The sequence below is a fragment of the Pseudoalteromonas sp. 68 DY56-GL68 genome (assembly GCF_041414825.1).
GTDB lineage: Bacteria > Pseudomonadota > Gammaproteobacteria > Enterobacterales > Alteromonadaceae > Pseudoalteromonas.
In genome coordinates this window covers 380,488-397,966 of record NZ_JAOCZL010000022.1, presented here as the reverse complement: position 1 = coordinate 397,966, position 17,479 = coordinate 380,488, and the positions used below count along the sequence as shown (strand labels likewise).

The following is a 17,479-nucleotide window of genomic DNA, read 5'->3' as shown; positions in this document are numbered from 1 at the left end:
GTCATTCACAAGTAACACTGCTAGCGTCAAATAAGCCGTTTTAAAAAGAGAGAAAAGTCGCTTAGTTTATGCAAGAGCAGCCAAAAATCATTATTTTAGGTAATGGTCCTATCAATACAGATCTTACTGAACAGGTAAACAATTGCCCACGAGTGGTTAGGTTTAACCATTGTGCAGCAATGCCTGATTATTTAGGGCAACGTTGTACTGACTTGTGGTTGGTTGGGCGTGGCCGACAAGCCCTGAGTTTATTAAACACACCACAAATGTCTCTTGAAGGGCTGAGCCAGGTTATGATCACCGATCCAACTCCTAATCCTGTAGCGCAATGTTTTTTTAAATTGATACAACGTAAAAGTAAGATAGATTTCGGGGAAGCTCTAACTTCAATCTATGCGCAAAAGTGCCAAGTAGAGCGTTTAACAGCACAGTTTCGCCAATCATTATTAAATGAATTATTAGCCCTTGGTTCACCGATACATCGGCCTCGTTGTGTTAGTTCTGGTACTTTGGCAATTGCTTACTTTTTAGCGCAGTTTAAATACGTACATATTGCTGGTTTTGGTTTTCAAGGTTGGAAGCGTCATCCTTGGAACCTCGAAAAACAATTTGTGGAGCAACTCGTCACCGAAAAACGAGTTATATTGTTAGACAGTTAAACCAGACACCTAGCTGAGCTAAGCGTCTGGCTTATGATGTTACCAAATCATCCCAACAAACTCAGGGTGATCGACAAATGGATTACGGTTACCTTGGTGCTCATATGCCGCTTGGTTGCGATCAAGCTCCAATTGGCTAACAGGGTCCTCGTTGTGCCATTTTAGTAGCATTGCGACTACCCAATTCTCAAATACTTGATTTGATGTGCCGTTAAGTACAGCGTTACTGTAAGTAGTTTTATTTTGCCAACTTGCAATGACATTTTGATAGCGTGTTGCCATATAGAAATAGGCTCTTGCAAAATCGCCTTTAAACTCATCAATAGGTTCAAATACAGTACCTGAGTAATTTAAAGAACTCGCTGCGCTGCCCAGTTTACTACCATTACTAGAGGTATAGCTTGCGCTTCCTACTTCACCAAATGGGTAGTTACTGCGTTTAGAGTTTACATAACCATCGGTTGCGAAAATGTGGTGTACATCAGAGTTCATAGGCTCAACAGTACCGCCAAACCAGCTTTTTGGAAAAGAGTGTTCACGGTTGTAGCAATCAGCTTCACTGTTATAAGTACCACATTGATCGCTTACGGCTACATAGTTGTAGCTATCTTGACCTGTCGGGTTTTCTGAGTAGCGGTCTAGAATTGAGTTATCGTTTTCAAAATACTTATCGCGTGAGGCAATGTCATAAAAACTCCAAATAGCAGAGTAACCTTGTGAGTTGTGATCTTTAATAATGTTGTACAACTCTGTTTTTAGAGCATAGCCTGTAAGGCCTTGTGTAGTTACATAATAGCCTGTCGGATCAGGTGGTGTTGTACCGCCATCATCACCGCCGCCAGCGCTATCACCTAATGTAAACGGTGTAGCCTCTGAGCTTTGGAAGCTTGCGCCACTGGCAAGCACAGTTTGGCCTAGAGAGAGGTTGTAGCTGCCATTACCGAACGAGCAGCACATGCCATCACCGTAACTATCAAAAATAGTGAATGTGTAGTCACCATCAATTAAACAGGCTTGCTCATTATACTGAGTATTCGCTGCATAGCTGCCGCCTGATGCCACCGTACTGCCTTGGGCATTCGTTATTTGCCAACTTGTTTCTTCACCATAGTTGTCAGTTGTGAGCGCTAACGAAACTTGATTATCAGTGCAACTACCTGTCGGTGGTGGGGTTGTGCCTGTACTAGGTGCGAAATTATCAACATAAACCACTTCGCTGCCATCAAAACCTGCTACGTCGTAAAAACGTAAGCCAACATTAATAGCGGTTGTTGTTGGAGCTGTGTACTGGTAGCTAATTTGTTGCCATTGATTGGTTAATGCTGAATTTGAATAATCTTGATAGCCATCAACCACTAAGCGTGCTTTCACACCACCTTCGGTATGGTAAACCCAAGCAGAAAACTCGTAGCTTTCACCCGCAACAACATCAACGAGCTGCTGTAAATCGGTATTGCTTTGTGTGCCAGTGTTAACTGTGACTTGTGCTGAATACTCGCCAGAGTAAACCACACTGTTGTTAGCAGTAATGCTGATGCCACTATCAATCGTGCTCCAAGCTGTTGGTGTGTTTGCTGACCAAGTTTCAAAGTCTGCATTATGAATATTTGCAAACGCTGTGTTGCTTAAAAAAAGTAAGCTGCTAGTAAGTATGAGCTTTCTCTTAATCCCGTATGACATAGATTTTCCCTATTACGTGTTTTTAAATGGTGGACAATAGATGATAACAATGACAGGTTTTTTACAGAATTGATAATTTTTGGATTATTTTATATACGCATTTGTTAATTAAAATTTACATTTCTGCATTGTTTATATTTTGCACACTCTTTAGTTTTGTTCCTATTTTAGGTTTGTCGTGTTACTTCTAAAAGCACTGTTATAGTTCTGTGGTGTAAAGATCACCCGACTTCAACAGCAATAATCAAATAATAACAGCTTGTTTAGGGGTCAAAATGAAGAAATATAATTTATTGGCGCATAGCGTTAAATTTGCTTTGTCATTAACTGCACTTTCTACTGTGGGTTATTCAGTCGCAGCTGAAGAGGGAGTTGATGAAGTCGAGAGAATTCAAGTCACAGGGTCTCGTATCGCAAAACCAAAGCTTTCTCAGCCTACGCCAATCGTAACAATTGGGGCGGCTGAAATAGCCAAAGCAGGTACACCAGATTTAGGGAGTATTCTAGCCGAGTTTCCGTCTATAGGCGCGACCGATACTCTCTTTGGTAATAATGATGACAATGATGATGCAGGTATCAGCTCTGCTGATTTAAGGCGCCTTGGAGCCGCACGTACACTTGTTTTGGTTAATGGCAAGCGCCATGTTGCAGGGTCGCCAGGGTCATCTCAGGTAGACTTATCAACAATTCCAGCAGCACTCATTGACAGAATTGAAGTAATAACAGGAGGTGCATCGGCAGTATATGGTTCTGATGCGGTTTCCGGTGTTGTAAACGTGATTCTAAAAGACAATTTCGATGGCTTACAATTAAAGGCATCAGTTGGTAATTCAACCGAAGGAGTCGGCTCTAAAAATACCTCATTAAGTATTTTAGCGGGGACAGATATTGCCGGCGGTCGGGGTAATATCACTTTCTTTGCTGGCAAAGACCATATTAACGAAGTGATGGCAAATGACTTACGTCAGTCGGATAACTGGGGAACAGTTGATAATCCGCTCAGTCAAGGTGAGGAAGATGGTATTCCTGATCGTTTATCGAGGCCTCGTGTTTATTCGGATCGTATAAGTGAAAATGGTGTGCTAAACCCATTTGGTGCGCTTGGTGAAATTACCACGTTTGCAGATAATGGCACACCTGAATTAATGCCGATTCGTGAGTTCACAAATAGCTTTGCATTCGGTAATTTCCCTGATGGATGTGAGCACTGCTTTAAACTTCAAGACTATGAAAATGTATTACCTGAGCAGGATAAAATAACCATCGCATCAACACTTAATTATAATATTACTGACAACCATACATTTTACAGTGACTTTAAGTTCGTTCGCTCAGACATTAAACAACAGTTTCAGCCATCTTTTCGCTTTGGTGATATATTTATTAACGTAGCGGACAACCCCTACCTTGATGAAACGCTACGCCAGTCGTACCTTAACCAAGGTATTACAACAATAGAAATGTCTAAGTTTTTTGCTGAATTCGGTAATCGAAGTGCTGATAACCGCCGTGAGCTATTTCGATTCGTTGGTGGGGTTCAAGGCTTATTTACTCTAAGCCAAACTGATTTTAACTATGATGTTTACTATGTATATGGGCAAACAGATAACCGCCGGAACTCATTAAACGATTTAATTTCAGGTAATCTTGATGCTGCGCTTGATGCTGTTATTAACCCTGATACGGGCGAAATAGTATGTCGCAATCAAGTACCCGACTTACAATTACCAGATGAGGATGGAAATGAGTATGTTAACCCTGCCACTTTAAATCCCGCAGATTGTGTTCCTTACAATGCGTTTGGTTTTGACCAAGCATCAGAGGCAGCAAAAGACTGGGTAACGGCCGATGTGTCGCGTACAGATGAAATAACGCAAGAATTAATTGGCGGTAATATAACATTTGATACTGGGGAGTTTTTTGAGCTACCTGGTGGGCCAATTGGTTTAGCTGCTGGTTTTGAATATCGTGAAGAAACATCAGAAACACGCACCGATGAGCTGACAAAATCAGGTGTTTTAGCACAGGCAGCTACACCCGATGCATTTGGTGAGTATGATGTAACTGAAGGTTTTATAGAGGTGAGCTTGCCTTTACTGGCAAACCTTGCTTACGCGAAAGAACTTACCTTAGATGCCGCATATCGTTATGCTGATTACTCGCATGCTGGCGATACTGACGCGTGGAAGGTTGGTGTGTTGTATCAGCCTATTGAGGATATTCGTTTGCGAGGTACTTATGGTCAAGCGGTGCGTGCGCCGAATATAGCCGAAGCCTTCTCACCGATCTCTCCAGGCTTTGGCCGTGTTGCCGATCCATGCGATGCTGATAGTATTCTCGATAACCCTAATCGCGTTGCTAATTGTGCAGCAATCGGCATACCAGCAGGCTTTGAAGCAAACGATAATGCGAGTATAGATACTATTAGTGGTGGTAACTCTGAACTTGAATCTGAAACCTCAACCTCATTTACGGCAGGCATTGTTTGGACACCGAGCTTTTTTGAAAACTTTTCAATGACCCTTGATTACTATGATATTGAAATAGAAGACGCAATTTCATTTATCGCGACACAAAGTATTGCTGATAATTGTGTGGATGCCCCAGGAGGCCCGGACGAAAGTTTTTGCTCGCAAGTTGAGCGAGACCCAACAACGAATAATGTGACTTTAGTTCGATCTGGCTTTTTAAATGCAGCAGCTTTGACAACTAGAGGCCTTGAAGCTGACTTTGATTACAGTATGAAGCTGTCTGATTATGGTTTGGCAGGGGATTTAAGTTTAAACTTATTTGTAAATCATCTTTTAGAGCTAGAGGTTTTTGAGTTCCAAAGTCGACCAGATAAAGTAAATGTGGAAGACGGTGAAGTGGGGGATCCTGAATGGCAAGCTCGCTTTTCAGCAACCTATGCTATTAACGATTTAGTTGTAAACTGGTCATCACGTTTAATAGATCGTTCTGCTCGTATCGACCTATCTCCTGAAGGGGATATACCTGAAGATTTGAGCCCTGCCTTTGTGGGATCAATCGTGACCCATGACTTGTCTGCTAGCTACCAGTTATTTCAAAACACGCGAGTTGGTTTAGGTATTCGTAATTTAACCGATAAATTACCACCGGCTTATATTGCAGCCAGTGGAGCTAATGATGCAATTTACGATGCTATTGGTCGTCGTTTTTTTGCAAATGTTGTTATTGATTTTTAACTAAAAATCCGTTTAAACAAAAAGACACTTCCTTATATGTTAGTGTCTTTTTTTTAGTTATTTATAAAATTAATAACTAAATGGAATATCAAAGCAGATTCTATTCTTTTTTAATCGCGCGAGACCTCGTTATTCTTCACGCTCAGATAAACCTTTAAAGCGTTTTTTATTTAGTCTTTAAAGTCGAAAAAATTGTTCGCGAAATGACAGTAGCAAGTTCGTTTCGCAGTTAACTTTTCAGGGTTACGAGGAATAAATTCATGTTGTTAAGTCAACTAAATGCAGCGGCGAGCCCGCTATCGCAAGAGCAAGTACAAAAGCTGCAAGGCTTAGTGGCTGAACTTAATCCAATTCAGCAAGCGTGGGTAAGTGGTTACTTAGCTGCTAATGCCAACGCAGGTGCATTAACCGGTGGTGTTGCTGCCGCTCCAGCTGCAGGTGATGCACCGCCGCTAACTATTTTATACGGCTCTCAAACGGGTAACGCAAAAGGCGTGGCGAGCAAGTTAAAAGAACAAGCCGAGTCACGTGGTCTATCGGTTAAGCTAGTAAACATGGCTGACTACAAACCAACTGCCCTGAAAAAAGAAAAGTTCATCACGGTTGTTGTTTCAACCTACGGTGAGGGTGAGCCACCAGAAGACGCTGAAAGCCTGCATGAATTCTTAACGACTAAAAAAGCACCAAAGCTAGATGGTGTTAAAGTGGCTGTGATTGGCTTAGGTGACTCAAGCTACGAATTCTTCTGCCAAACAGCAAAAGATTTTGAAGAGCGTTTTAACAAGCTTGGCGCAGAAACTATTTTCCAGCGTGCTGACCTAGACGTTGATTACGATGATGAAGCGGCTAAGTGGATTGATGGTGCACTTGATGCGTTTGAGCCAGATCTTAAAGCACAGCAACAAGCAAGTGGTGGTCAAGTTGTGGCGATGCCATTTGGTGCAGCGGCACCAGCAGCAAGCCAATACACCAAGCAAAACCCATTTGCCGCAGAACTAAGTGTTGTGCAAAAAATTACCGGTCGTGATTCAACCAAAGACGTGCGTCATGTAGAAATCTCATTAGAAGGTTCAGACATTACCTATACACCGGGTGATTCGCTAGGCGTTTACTTCTTAAATGACGAAGCACTTGTTGATGAAGTACTTACGCTTACACAAATCGATGCATCTAGCACGGTTAAACTAGGCGACGAAGAACTAACTATTCGTGATGCATTAATCGAAAAATTAGAATTAACTCAGTCATACCCAGGCTTTGTTGAAAAATACGCTACAGCAACGGGCAGCCCTGAATTATTAAAGTTAGTTGAAGATAAAGCGGCAATGCGTGAGTACATCGAACCTCGCCAAATCTTCGATATTATTCGTCAAAACCCAGCTCAGCTTGAAGCACAAACCTTAGTAGACTGCTTACGTAAACTACAAGCACGTTTATATTCGATTGCATCTAGCCAAGCAGAAGTTGAAGAAGAAGTTCATTTAACTGTGGGTCTGGTTGAGTTTGATGCATTTGGTAGCGAACACTTAGGTGGTTGTTCTGGTTATTTAGCTCGCCGTGCTGAAGAAGGCTGTAAAGTAAAAGTATTTAGCGAGCACAACGATAACTTCCGTTTACCGGCTAATGATGAAACGCCCATTATCATGGTCGGTCCAGGGACGGGTATTGCCCCATTCCGTGCGTTTTTACAAGAGCGTGATGCCCGCGAAGCAAGTGGTAAAAACTGGTTATTCTTTGGTAACCCACACTTTACTCAAGACTTCTTATATCAAGTTGAAATTCAAGGTTACTTGAAGTCAGGTTTACTGACTAAAGTAGATGTGGCGTTTAGCCGTGACCAAGCGGAAAAAGTATATGTTCAAGACAAACTTCGCAAAAACAGCCAAGAAGTATTTGCTTGGTTAGAAGCCGGTGCTCATTTTTATATCTGTGGTGATGCAAACCGTATGGCGAAAGATGTTCATCAGGCGCTTGTAGACATTATCAAAGAAAATAGCGGCAAAGATGATGAACAAGCTGAGCAATACTTAAAAGATTTACGTAGCGCAAATCGCTATCAGAAAGACGTGTACTAATCACGTTTAAAGCTAACAGCCGTCACTGTAACAAATTTAGGAAATACCATGAGCGAACAAGACAAAAACGTAAAGCTTTCTGATAACGAGCGTTTGAAAAGAGAAAGTAACTTTTTACGTGGCACAATTGAGCAAGATTTAAAAGACGAGATCACCGGTGGTTTCACTGCTGATAACTTCCAACTGATCCGTTTCCACGGCATGTATCAGCAAGATGACCGTGATATTCGCCCAGAGCGCGCTAAACAAAAATTAGAGCCGTTACATAACGTAATGTTACGTGCTCGTATGCCTGGCGGTATCATCAAGCCAGAGCAATGGTTAGCGATTGATAAGTTTGCTGAAGAGAAAACCAGCTATGGCAGTATTCGTTTAACCACGCGTCAAACGTTCCAGTTCCATGGTGTGCTTAAGCCAAACATTAAAGGCATGCATCAAATGCTCAATAGCGTGGGCATTGATTCAATTGCAACGGCAGGCGACGTAAACCGAAACGTATTATGTACAACGAACCCTGTTGAGTCTGAGCTTCACCAAGAAGCGTACGAGTGGGCAGCGAAGATCTCTGAGCACCTATTACCAAAAACCAAAGCATACGCTGAAATTTGGTTAGATGGTGAAAAGAGTGAAACCACTGAAGAGCCAATTTTAGGTTCAACTTACTTACCGCGTAAGTTTAAAACCACAGTAACAATTCCACCGAACAATGAAGTGGATGTGCATGCGAACGACTTAAACTTTGTGGCAATTGCAGAAAACGGCAAGTTAGTTGGTTTTAACGTGTTAGTGGGTGGTGGTCTTGCGATGACTCACGGTGATACAGCAACGTATCCTCGTAAAGCGGATGACTTTGGTTTCATTCCACTTGAGCACACACTGAAAATTGCTGAACACGTGGTGTCTGTACAACGTGATTGGGGTAACCGCTCAAACCGTAAAAATGCAAAAACTAAATACACACTAGACCGTGTAGGTTCTGATGTATTTAAAGCAGAAGTTGAAAAGCGTGCCGGTGTTCAATTTCAGCAGAGTCGCCCGTATGAGTTCACTCACCGTGGTGACCGTATCGGTTGGGTTGAAGGCATTGATGGTAAGCACCACTTAACGCTGTTTATCCAAAGTGGCCGTATTTTAGATTACCCAAATCAACCTCTTAAAACAGGCTGCCGTAAAATTGCTGAAATTCACCAAGGTGATTTCCGCATGACTGCAAACCAAAACTTGATCATCGCAGGTGTTCCGGCTGATCAAAAAGCGGTAATCGAAGAAATTGCTCGCAACCATGGCTTAATTGATGACAGCCATACAGAGCAGCGTAAAAACTCAATGGCGTGTGTGGCATTACCAACCTGTCCGTTAGCGATGGCTGAAGCTGAGCGTTATTTACCAAGCTTAATTGAGAAAACGGAAGCGTTATTAGCGAAACATGGTCTTGGCGATGACAACATCATTATGCGTGTTGTGGGTTGTCCGAATGGCTGTGGCCGCGCCATGTTGGCAGAAGCAGGTCTTGTTGGTAAAGGTCCGGGTAAATACAACGTGTACTTAGGTGGTAACCGTGAAGGCACGCGTATTCCTAAATTGTATTTAGAAAATGTTGGCGAAGACGTATACCTAGAGGCATTCGATAAGCTTATTGGCCAATGGGCAAGTGAGCGTAATGAAGGCGAGTGTTTTGGTGATTTTGTAATTCGCAAAGGCATTGTTGCTGAAGTTAAAGTTTCAGTAACCGATTTTCACGCATAATTTTATAAGCGGCACCGCTTTAAGGTTTGGAATTAACCATGAGTGAATTTAAAAACATCTTAACGATGAGCAAAGAAGACCAAATAGCCATGCTGGCTGATATTAATGGTCTTCTGGCTGATAAAAGCGCAGAGGAGCGTGTTGCGTGGGCACTTGAAAACTTACCAAGCACGCACTTTTTGTCGTCGAGCTTTGGTATTCAAGCGGCGGTGATGTTGCATTTAGTGACATCGCAGCAGCCAGATATTCCTGTGGTACTGACTGACACTGGTTATTTGTTCCCTGAAACCTATCAGTTCATCGAGCAAATGACGGAGCGACTTTCGCTTAATCTTAAAGTTTATAAAGCTGAGCTTAGCCCTGCGTGGCAAGAAGCGAAGTTTGGTAAGCTTTGGGAGCAAGGTGAAGAAGGCATTAAGCAGTACAATCAACTGAATAAAGTTGAGCCGATGACCCGTGCTTTAAACGAACTGGAAGCGGGCACTTGGTTTAGTGGTTTGCGTCGCGATCAGTCATCTAGCCGAGCTGACAAGCAAATTGTTGAAATTAGCCGTGGTACTGTGAAAGTGTATCCACTTATTGAGTGGAACAACCGAGATATTTATCAGTATCTAACTAAACATGATTTACCCTATCACCCACTTTGGGAGCAAGGTTATGTATCTATGGGCGATGTTCATACAACCCGTAAACTTGAACCAGGCATGACAGAAGAAGAGACGCGTTTCTTCGGTTTAAACCGTGAATGTGGCTTGCACATTGATGGTGATGGTATTTAATCCTATTTTCCTATCAGAAAATTCATAAAGCGCGACTTAGGTTGCGCTTTTTTTGTGTCTTTTGTGTACAATTCGCGGCTTAGTAGTAGCATGGGGTCGTCGATGAGTCGTTTTGTAGTTTTCTTATTTTTTGTAGTACCGTTTTGCCAGTCAGAAGTATTGCGGGTTGGGCTACCAGACAGCGATTACCCTCCCTATCATTTTATGAATGCCGAACAAGGCGGTATTGTTCAAGACATACTGCAACGCTTTAGTGAGCAATATGCTATTGAGGTACAGTATTCGTATGCGCCAGAAAAGCGCTCGCAGAAAATGCTTGATGATGGGTTACTCGATGGGCGCATTGAATCTATAGATTGGTATACAGGGAGTAACCAGTACTATTGGAGTGAGGCGATTAGTTTTGTAGAGGATGTGTTAGTCATGCCATATGGCTGCCATATACCACCCATAGATGAGCTAACAGGCTATGTATTTATGGGTCGTTATGCTTATACTTATCCCGAATTTGAGCATTATTTTGACAGCGGGGCGATGCACCGTGAGAATTTTTATTCAGAACGAGAGATGCTCTTAGCGTTAATGGACTGGGATCATAATCAGCGTATCGCCGTTATTTCTCTAGATGCATTAAACTGGTATGCGAGCCGAGATGAAGTATTCAAAAAATTAACTGTAAGCACCTATAGCGTTGGAAAAGCGCCACTTCAATTACAGTTTTCAGCAACAGCAAAAACATCTTTAATCAAAGAGCAGTTTAATGACTTTATAAAAAGTCTTAAAGCCTCAGGAGAATTTGCTAAGATTGTAAGTCGCTATCAATAGTAGGTAAATGGAAGGATGAAGCGTTTTTGTTATTTTGCAGTCATGTTGCTGCTGATTAGTGTTGCGCTGCTATTTTATATTAAAAAGCCAGATGGTAAGCCTTACTTAGAACTTAGTATGTTCGAACGTTACTCTGAAAAAGTGAGTGGTAATGTGAGTGATTTTGCTTCGCAAGGTGCCGATGCATTAAGTACACAAGCTAAAAAATTAACCGAGAAATTGAGCTTTAGCAAAGACGCACATACACCTGTTGTCGTGTATAAATGGCAAGATGAACAAGGGCAATGGCACTATGCTGATACACCTCACCCTAATTATTCGAGTACAGTGGTTAGCTTAGATCCGAACGATATTACTGTATTACCTGCAGAGACATTTCAAGTTGATGATAATCAACCATCAACCGTTAAAGCTGACGTAACACCTCCAGCATTTGGGGTATACGATGCTAAAAATGTACAAAAGATGATGCAAGACGCAGAGCAAGTAAAACAGCTTATGGAGCAGCGTACCAAGCAACTTGAGCAGCAGCTAAAAGAGCAAGGTGGGAATTAACTTTGTTTGTTTTGTGCTGTGAGGTCGCTTTCTATTTTCATCAGTAAAATAGTGAGATAAATTTTGGTGGGCAAAGAGAACAGCACGCCAACAGCAATACACGCTGCGCTGATCATTATGCCATGTATACCCATGCTATCACTTAAGTAATTGCCGGCTAATAAAGAATGCCCCAAAACAATCAGGCAAATACCTAAAATAATGAAGGTTTTTAAGATTCGAATGATGGTTTGTTCAGTCATACAAGCACCTGCCTTAATTAAAGTGTAGGTGCTGTTGTTACTGACTGGATTGTTCTAAATCAAGCAATGTGTAACTTTCTTAAAGCTTTCTATGGTTGTGGATTAAAGTAAATTACTCGTAGATGGGGAGTATAGAAAGCCATCTTCTAAAGAAGATGGCTCGTTTTACTTGAAAAAACTACTGCTCAGCCAGCATATTACGCAGTACATACTGCAAAATACCGCCGTGTTTGTAGTAATCCCACTCTTTAGGAGTATCTATACGCACATCAACACTAAAGCTAATTTGTTTGCCTTCGCTGTTAGTAGCAATCACACTGACTTCATTGGTTTTGTCATATAAGCCTTCAAAGTCGAATGACTCTTGACCCGTTAGACCCAATGACTCATAGCTTTCACCTTCTTTAAATTGTAGGGGTAAAACACCCATACCAATTAGGTTTGAACGGTGAATACGCTCATAGCTTTGTGCAATAACGGCTTTAACACCAAGCAGAAGTGAACCTTTAGCAGCCCAGTCCCGTGATGAACCTGTGCCATACTCCGCGCCCGCTAAAATAATCAGTGGCGTGCGATCTTGCTGATATTGCATCGCTGCATCATAAATACTGGCAAGCTCATCGCTTGGCTGCATACGGGTCACACCACCTTCGGTGCCTGGGGCTAATAGATTACGTAAACGTACATTAGCAAAAGTACCGCGCATCATCACTTCGTGGTTACCACGGCGCGAACCATATGAGTTAAATTGTGCCTTTTGCACACCGTGCTCTTGCAAGTAAAGACCTGCTGGGGCATCCGCTTTAATCGCACCTGCTGGTGAGATGTGGTCAGTGGTTACTGAGTCACCTAATTTTGCTAAACAGCGCGCGCCACTAATGCTTGGGATCCCTGGTGGCTCAATCTCCATACCATCAAAGAAGGGCGCTTTTTTGATGTAGGTTGATGTATCGTCCCAGTCGTACAATTTGCCATCAGGAATTTGAATTTTCTGCCAGCGATCATCGCCTTGATACACATTGCCATAGCTTGATGCGAACATTTCTTTGGTCACGGTCTCTTTTACTAATTCATTGACTTCACTGACACTCGGCCAGATATTTTTCAGGTAAATGTCATTCCCATTAGGGTCTTGTGCTAGCGGCTCGTTGTACACATCAATATCTGTGCGGCCTGCAATAGCGTAGGCTACAACAAGTGGTGGCGAAGCTAAAAAGTTCATTTTCACATCTTGGTGAATACGACCTTCAAAGTTTCGGTTACCTGATAAAATAGAGCTGACGACCAGTTTGTGCTTTTGAATGGCTTCGCTGATCTCATCAGCCAGTGGGCCAGAGTTGCCAATACAGGTTGTACAGCCATAGCCAACAAGATTAAAGCCTAACGCATCTAAATCATCCATTAAGTCTGCTTTTTTCAGGTAGTCAGTCACTACTTGAGAGCCAGGTGCCAATGAGGTTTTAACCCAAGGTTTCACTTTTAAGCCTAATTGTTTTGCTTTTTTAGCAACTAAACCTGCTGCTAAAATAACACTGGGGTTTGAGGTGTTTGTACAACTTGTAATTGCAGCAATGACACACGCACCGTCATTAAGCTCAAACTCCTCGCCTTTAAAGTTAACCTTAGCCGCCCCCATAAATTGTGCTTCGTTTACTGGCTCATCAGGGTTAGTCGTAGGGCCCTCATCTTCAATGCGCGCCTCTTGAATATCGCTTTTATCGCGATGCTGCATACGTTCATCTTGGAAGCCCTTTAAGTGCTCACCAATGATGTCGCCCGCTTTATCAAGGGCAATTCTATCTTGTGGACGTTTAGGACCCGCAAGACTCGGCACCACATCATCAAGCGATAACTCGAGCGTGTCTGTATAATGAGCTTCATCGCCAGGGTTTCGCCATAAGCCTTGATGTTTTGCATAATCCTCGATGAGTTTAAGTTGTTTATCATCGCGGTTTGTTAAGCGCAGATAGTTAATGGTTTCATCATCAATAGGGAAAATACCGCAGGTTGCACCATATTCTGGTGCCATGTTGGCGATAGTAGCACGGTCAGCAAGTGGCAAGTCGGCGAGTCCGTCACCATAAAACTCAACAAATTTACCCACCACACCGTGCTTACGCAGCATTTCTGTTACGGTTAGCACAAGGTCAGTTGCAGTCGTGCCTTCTGGCAGACGACCATTTAGCTTAAAGCCGATAACTTGTGGGATCAATAAGCTGATTGGTTGGCCTAGCATGGCGGCTTCGGCTTCAATACCACCTACGCCCCAACCAAGTACACCAAGACCATTAATCATGGTTGTGTGTGAGTCTGTGCCGACAAGGGTATCTGGATAAGCCATTGATTTACCATTCTTTTCATCATTGAAAACCACACGGGCTAGGTATTCTAAGTTGACTTGGTGAACGATACCGGTTGCTGGTGGCACAACTTTCAAGTTATCAAAAGCGGTTTGTCCCCAGCGTAAAAATTCGTAACGTTCTTTATTGCGCTCGTATTCAAGTTTCGCATTTAAGTCGAATGAGCCATCTTCACCGTAGCCATCAACTTGCACCGAATGGTCAATCACAAGTTCAGCGGGTGAAAGTGGGTTAATTTTTGCTGGATCGCCACCGAGTTTTTCCATGGCGTCACGCATCGCGGCTAAATCAACAATGGCGGGCACACCTGTGAAGTCTTGCATGACAACACGGGCAGGCGTAAACGCTACTTCTGCTGATGGTTTAGCTTGCGGATCCCAGTTTAATAAAGCTTCAATATCTTGCTTTTTGATATTAACGCCATCTTCATTACGTAATAGGTTTTCGAGTAAGATTTTTAACGAGAATGGCAAGCGCTTTGCTTTATCGCCTAAGCCTTGTAAAGAGTGAATATGGTATTGTTCACCATTGATTGTAAGCTGTTTTTGGGTATCAAAACTGTTATTCATTATTTGCCCCTGTGGTTTTAACAAGCCGAGCTTGTTTTGTGTTTCCTTTTCGAGATATACACTAGCCTGTTGCAAACTTAATACCAGCTAGTAAATTTATTTTGCTGACGAAAAAGTATGCTACTTAAATAGTGTTGATGCCGACACGATTTATTTCAAGGGCAAAAAGATAAATGGTCGGTTAACTAAGTAAGGTTTTTATAGATAAGTAAGTATCTTTAGTCGAGCCAGTGTTTCTGTTTGCCTATATGGCTGACAAACATTAGTACTAAGCTAATAATAATGACACAAAATGGCATTGCTAATGCGCTTACGCCAAACATAGCAAGGCTATCAATCACCACAAAATTATAATATTGCTGGACTAATACGGCGATAAACGAGATTAAAAAGAGCTCTCTGGCAAGGGCTTTTTTTGCTAGCAATAAAATGCTCGCGAAGCTTGCTGTAAATACGGCTATCGCGAAGGCAGCCGTTGACCAGAGCGGGATATCACGGTATGCAGCTTGTTGTTCAAGTGGGAGTTGGTTAACCATTTCGGGCGTGATTAATTGCTGCATTATAAATGCAATGACGCCTAAAAGATTCCAAACAAGAGCTGCTCAAGCAAGTGGCTTAAGCCAAGCGGGAGGAATCATAAATCACCTTTTATTGTTGTTATTATCGCATTCAATTAAAGGTGATTTATGTTAACTAAGCAAGCTCTAGTTAACCAAAAGAAATAGGGCGACGGCCTGTTTTTTCGTCCACTTTTGGTTTTTTAGTACGCTTGCGTTTTGTTTTTTTCGGTGCCGTTTCGCTCGTTTCCGGTTGCGCTTTTTTCGGTGTTTCTGGTGGACGAGGATTCGGTGTTGCATCTTCGCTTAATGTTAATTGAAACAACTCACCATCAAAAGCGAGCACATCACCACTGTATAATTTTTTCCGTTTTATTGTACAAATTTCATAGTTTACTCCAACATAACCTTCACCTATTAGTGCTTTTGCCTGGCCTCCGGTTTCGACTAGGTCGAGCACTTTTAGCAAATTGCATAACTCTATAGGCTCTTCTTCTAGTTCAATTTCTATGAAATCTTCGTTCATGTTGGTCTCTCGTCATTTAATCCTAGCCATTATAAAGCCTAGCACTGGATTGAACCAAGATTAAATTTTTAACTTCTTAAAAGGGTTAAAACTGCTTTCGGAAAAATAATGATATTTTTTCAAAAGTAGTAAAAAAATTGCAGCATTTGCTGGGTACACTGCGCCCGTTCTAAATTGGTGTACTAATTGCTATAAGCAATCTCGTTTCATTTTAAATTCGTTCTGGAGAAGTAGTAATGGGCGTAAGAACAGCACTAAGAAAAGAGTTAATGGGGTTACAGGATTCGTCACTATTAGCCGCAGATGATGTGCGAGCTTTGCTTACAAAAGCAATCAAAGCTAAGCCCGAAAAGTCAGAACAAGGCTTCGCGTTAATTTCACGATTTAATGATAATCACAGTCAACTGGTTTTTGGTGAAAGTAATAAAGAAAAGCTACTCGAATATCAGACCCATCGTTTATTCAAAGAGATTTTATACACACGAAAAAGTTTTGATAAGTGGTTAAATAAATATTTAAATTAATTGTATTGTTTTCTCATTTAGACTACATTTGTAATCTTTATGAGGGAGCACTATGAAAAGGATTTATATACTATGCATGCTGTTTCTGTTAGCTAGCTGCCAGCAACCTACGGTCTACGTTTACACCGAAAATCTTGATGCGCAAAAAAAGAGTCAATTAGAGTTAGCACTACGCAATCAAAGTTTGCCTTACGAGTATGTTCAGCTTGATATTCCACGGGAGTTCTCTGAAGCCACACTCATGCTTTCGCAAGATAAAATACTGACTCATGAAGCAGAGCAACTAGGTGACATTATGCTGCAGCTTGGCTATCAACCCGTTATTAAATACATCACTGAAGCAAATCATGTTTACAAAAATGGTAACATCGGCTTTTACTTGAAAGAGCCAAGTGAGAAAGGCGAGTTTTCAATGCCTAGTCGCGTTTTAACAACGGGGTGTGATGAAGATAAGTTCAATGATCTTGTCGTGACATTCACAGATACACAGGCAGAGTTCACACTTAGAAGCGGTACGAAAGTGGTGCTCAACTGGGAGTATTTATACGGTTACCTAGTTATTTACTATAAAAATTACTCGCAAACGTATGCGCATTCTCAGCCTTTTATTAACACCCCATTTGGTGAAAAGCCCTCAGACACCTATTGGTTTACTGCACGGGTTAATGAACCAAGCTGGCTGAATTGCTCGTTACAAATTGTGTATATGGATTAGCCGCGTGACTCTAAATAATTACTGAGCTTAATGATGCGTTCACTCATTCCTTCGATGATACGATCTTTTATTTTCTCACGGATTACGTTTGGTAGGCGAGTAAGCGCTTCTGGTGTGATTGCAAGTACGATAGTATCGATCTTAGCCCGCGCACTAGTACTTCGTTCACGGTTATTGATAAACGCGCCTTCACCAATAAATTCACCAGGCTCTATACTGCCTAGCTCAACTAAATGGCTTTGCTTAAACACGGTAAGAGAGCCACTTAGTACAATATAAAGACGTTTGTCATTATCAAATTGTTTAAAAACCGCACGGCCTTGTTGTACTAAATATAAGTGACTAAACGATTCTAATAACACCTGTCGTTCACTAAGAGAGAACTCTCTAAAAAACGACAGCCTGTTAATAATTTCCATTTGTTTAATAAGCGGAATATGCTCGATTAACTTCATTGATTC

At 41.9% G+C, this 17,479-nt stretch carries 15 protein-coding genes; 9 read left to right on the top strand and 6 right to left on the bottom strand.

Annotated elements, in window-relative coordinates; genetic code table 11:
- Window positions 1-68: 68 nt before the first annotated feature.
- A complete protein-coding gene (locus tag NYF15_RS18990; protein ID WP_371354382.1) occupies window positions 69-659 on the top strand; it encodes a hypothetical protein in 591 nt (196 codons plus the stop codon).
- A 39-nt stretch (window positions 660-698) separates the two neighbouring features.
- Here the strand turns inward: NYF15_RS18990 and NYF15_RS18985 are convergent, their stop codons facing one another.
- Window positions 699-2,339: an endonuclease gene (locus NYF15_RS18985; protein ID WP_371354381.1), complete on the bottom strand. Its 1,641-nt coding sequence runs from the start codon at window positions 2,337-2,339 to the stop codon at window positions 699-701.
- A gap of 275 nt (window positions 2,340-2,614) precedes the next feature.
- Between NYF15_RS18985 and NYF15_RS18980 the strand changes: the two genes are divergently transcribed.
- The 6 genes from NYF15_RS18980 to NYF15_RS18955 all read left to right on the top strand — a co-directional run bounded on the left by NYF15_RS18980 (window position 2,615) and on the right by NYF15_RS18955 (window position 11,525).
- Window positions 2,615-5,545, top strand: coding sequence for a TonB-dependent receptor domain-containing protein (locus NYF15_RS18980; protein WP_130151475.1), 2,931 nt, complete (start codon window positions 2,615-2,617; stop codon window positions 5,543-5,545).
- Window positions 5,546-5,805: 260 nt separating this feature from the next.
- Window positions 5,806-7,620 carry an assimilatory sulfite reductase (NADPH) flavoprotein subunit gene (locus NYF15_RS18975; protein WP_371354380.1) on the top strand — a complete coding sequence of 605 codons (1,815 nt, stop codon included), beginning with the start codon at window positions 5,806-5,808 and terminating at the stop codon, window positions 7,618-7,620.
- Between the two features lie 48 nt (window positions 7,621-7,668).
- Complete coding sequence (gene cysI / locus NYF15_RS18970) at window positions 7,669-9,366, top strand: assimilatory sulfite reductase (NADPH) hemoprotein subunit (protein ID WP_371354379.1); 1,698 nt, start codon at window positions 7,669-7,671, stop codon at window positions 9,364-9,366.
- A gap of 38 nt (window positions 9,367-9,404) precedes the next feature.
- Entirely contained in the window at window positions 9,405-10,145 is a 741-nt protein-coding gene (locus NYF15_RS18965) for a phosphoadenylyl-sulfate reductase (protein WP_371354378.1), read from the top strand.
- A 102-nt stretch (window positions 10,146-10,247) separates the two neighbouring features.
- The gene (locus tag NYF15_RS18960; RefSeq protein ID WP_371354377.1) at window positions 10,248-10,970 is read left to right on the top strand and encodes a transporter substrate-binding domain-containing protein; all 723 of its coding nucleotides are present in this window, start codon (window positions 10,248-10,250) and stop codon (window positions 10,968-10,970) included.
- Between the two features lie 15 nt (window positions 10,971-10,985).
- Window positions 10,986-11,525 (top strand): DUF4124 domain-containing protein, encoded by a 540-nt coding sequence (locus NYF15_RS18955; RefSeq protein WP_371354376.1) that lies wholly within the window; start codon window positions 10,986-10,988, stop codon window positions 11,523-11,525.
- Here NYF15_RS18955 and NYF15_RS18950 read toward each other — a convergent pair.
- The 4 genes from NYF15_RS18950 to NYF15_RS18935 all read right to left on the bottom strand — a co-directional run bounded on the left by NYF15_RS18950 (window position 11,522) and on the right by NYF15_RS18935 (window position 15,779).
- Window positions 11,522-11,767 (bottom strand): hypothetical protein, encoded by a 246-nt coding sequence (locus tag NYF15_RS18950; protein WP_371354375.1) that lies wholly within the window; start codon window positions 11,765-11,767, stop codon window positions 11,522-11,524. The two genes, NYF15_RS18955 and NYF15_RS18950, sit on opposite strands and share 4 nt — an antisense overlap.
- A 178-nt stretch (window positions 11,768-11,945) precedes the next feature.
- Window positions 11,946-14,696, bottom strand: coding sequence for an aconitate hydratase AcnA (acnA, locus tag NYF15_RS18945; RefSeq protein WP_371354374.1), 2,751 nt, complete (start codon window positions 14,694-14,696; stop codon window positions 11,946-11,948).
- Window positions 14,697-14,914: 218 nt separating this feature from the next.
- On the bottom strand, window positions 14,915-15,256 hold the full coding sequence (locus tag NYF15_RS18940; RefSeq protein ID WP_371354373.1) for a hypothetical protein: 342 nt from the start codon (window positions 15,254-15,256) through the stop codon (window positions 14,915-14,917).
- A gap of 148 nt (window positions 15,257-15,404) precedes the next feature.
- On the bottom strand, window positions 15,405-15,779 hold the full coding sequence (locus NYF15_RS18935; RefSeq protein ID WP_130151486.1) for an RNA-binding S4 domain-containing protein: 375 nt from the start codon (window positions 15,777-15,779) through the stop codon (window positions 15,405-15,407).
- Window positions 15,780-16,015: 236 nt separating this feature from the next.
- Between NYF15_RS18935 and NYF15_RS18930 the strand changes: the two genes are divergently transcribed.
- A complete protein-coding gene (locus NYF15_RS18930; protein ID WP_130151487.1) occupies window positions 16,016-16,303 on the top strand; it encodes a hypothetical protein in 288 nt (95 codons plus the stop codon).
- Between the two features lie 52 nt (window positions 16,304-16,355).
- Entirely contained in the window at window positions 16,356-17,018 is a 663-nt protein-coding gene (locus tag NYF15_RS18925; RefSeq protein WP_237119869.1) for a hypothetical protein, read from the top strand.
- Here the strand turns inward: NYF15_RS18925 and NYF15_RS18920 are convergent.
- Window positions 17,015-17,473 (bottom strand): cyclic nucleotide-binding domain-containing protein, encoded by a 459-nt coding sequence (locus tag NYF15_RS18920; RefSeq protein WP_062568218.1) that lies wholly within the window; start codon window positions 17,471-17,473, stop codon window positions 17,015-17,017. The genes NYF15_RS18925 and NYF15_RS18920 overlap by 4 nt on opposite strands.
- Between the last annotated feature and the right edge of the window lie 6 nt (window positions 17,474-17,479).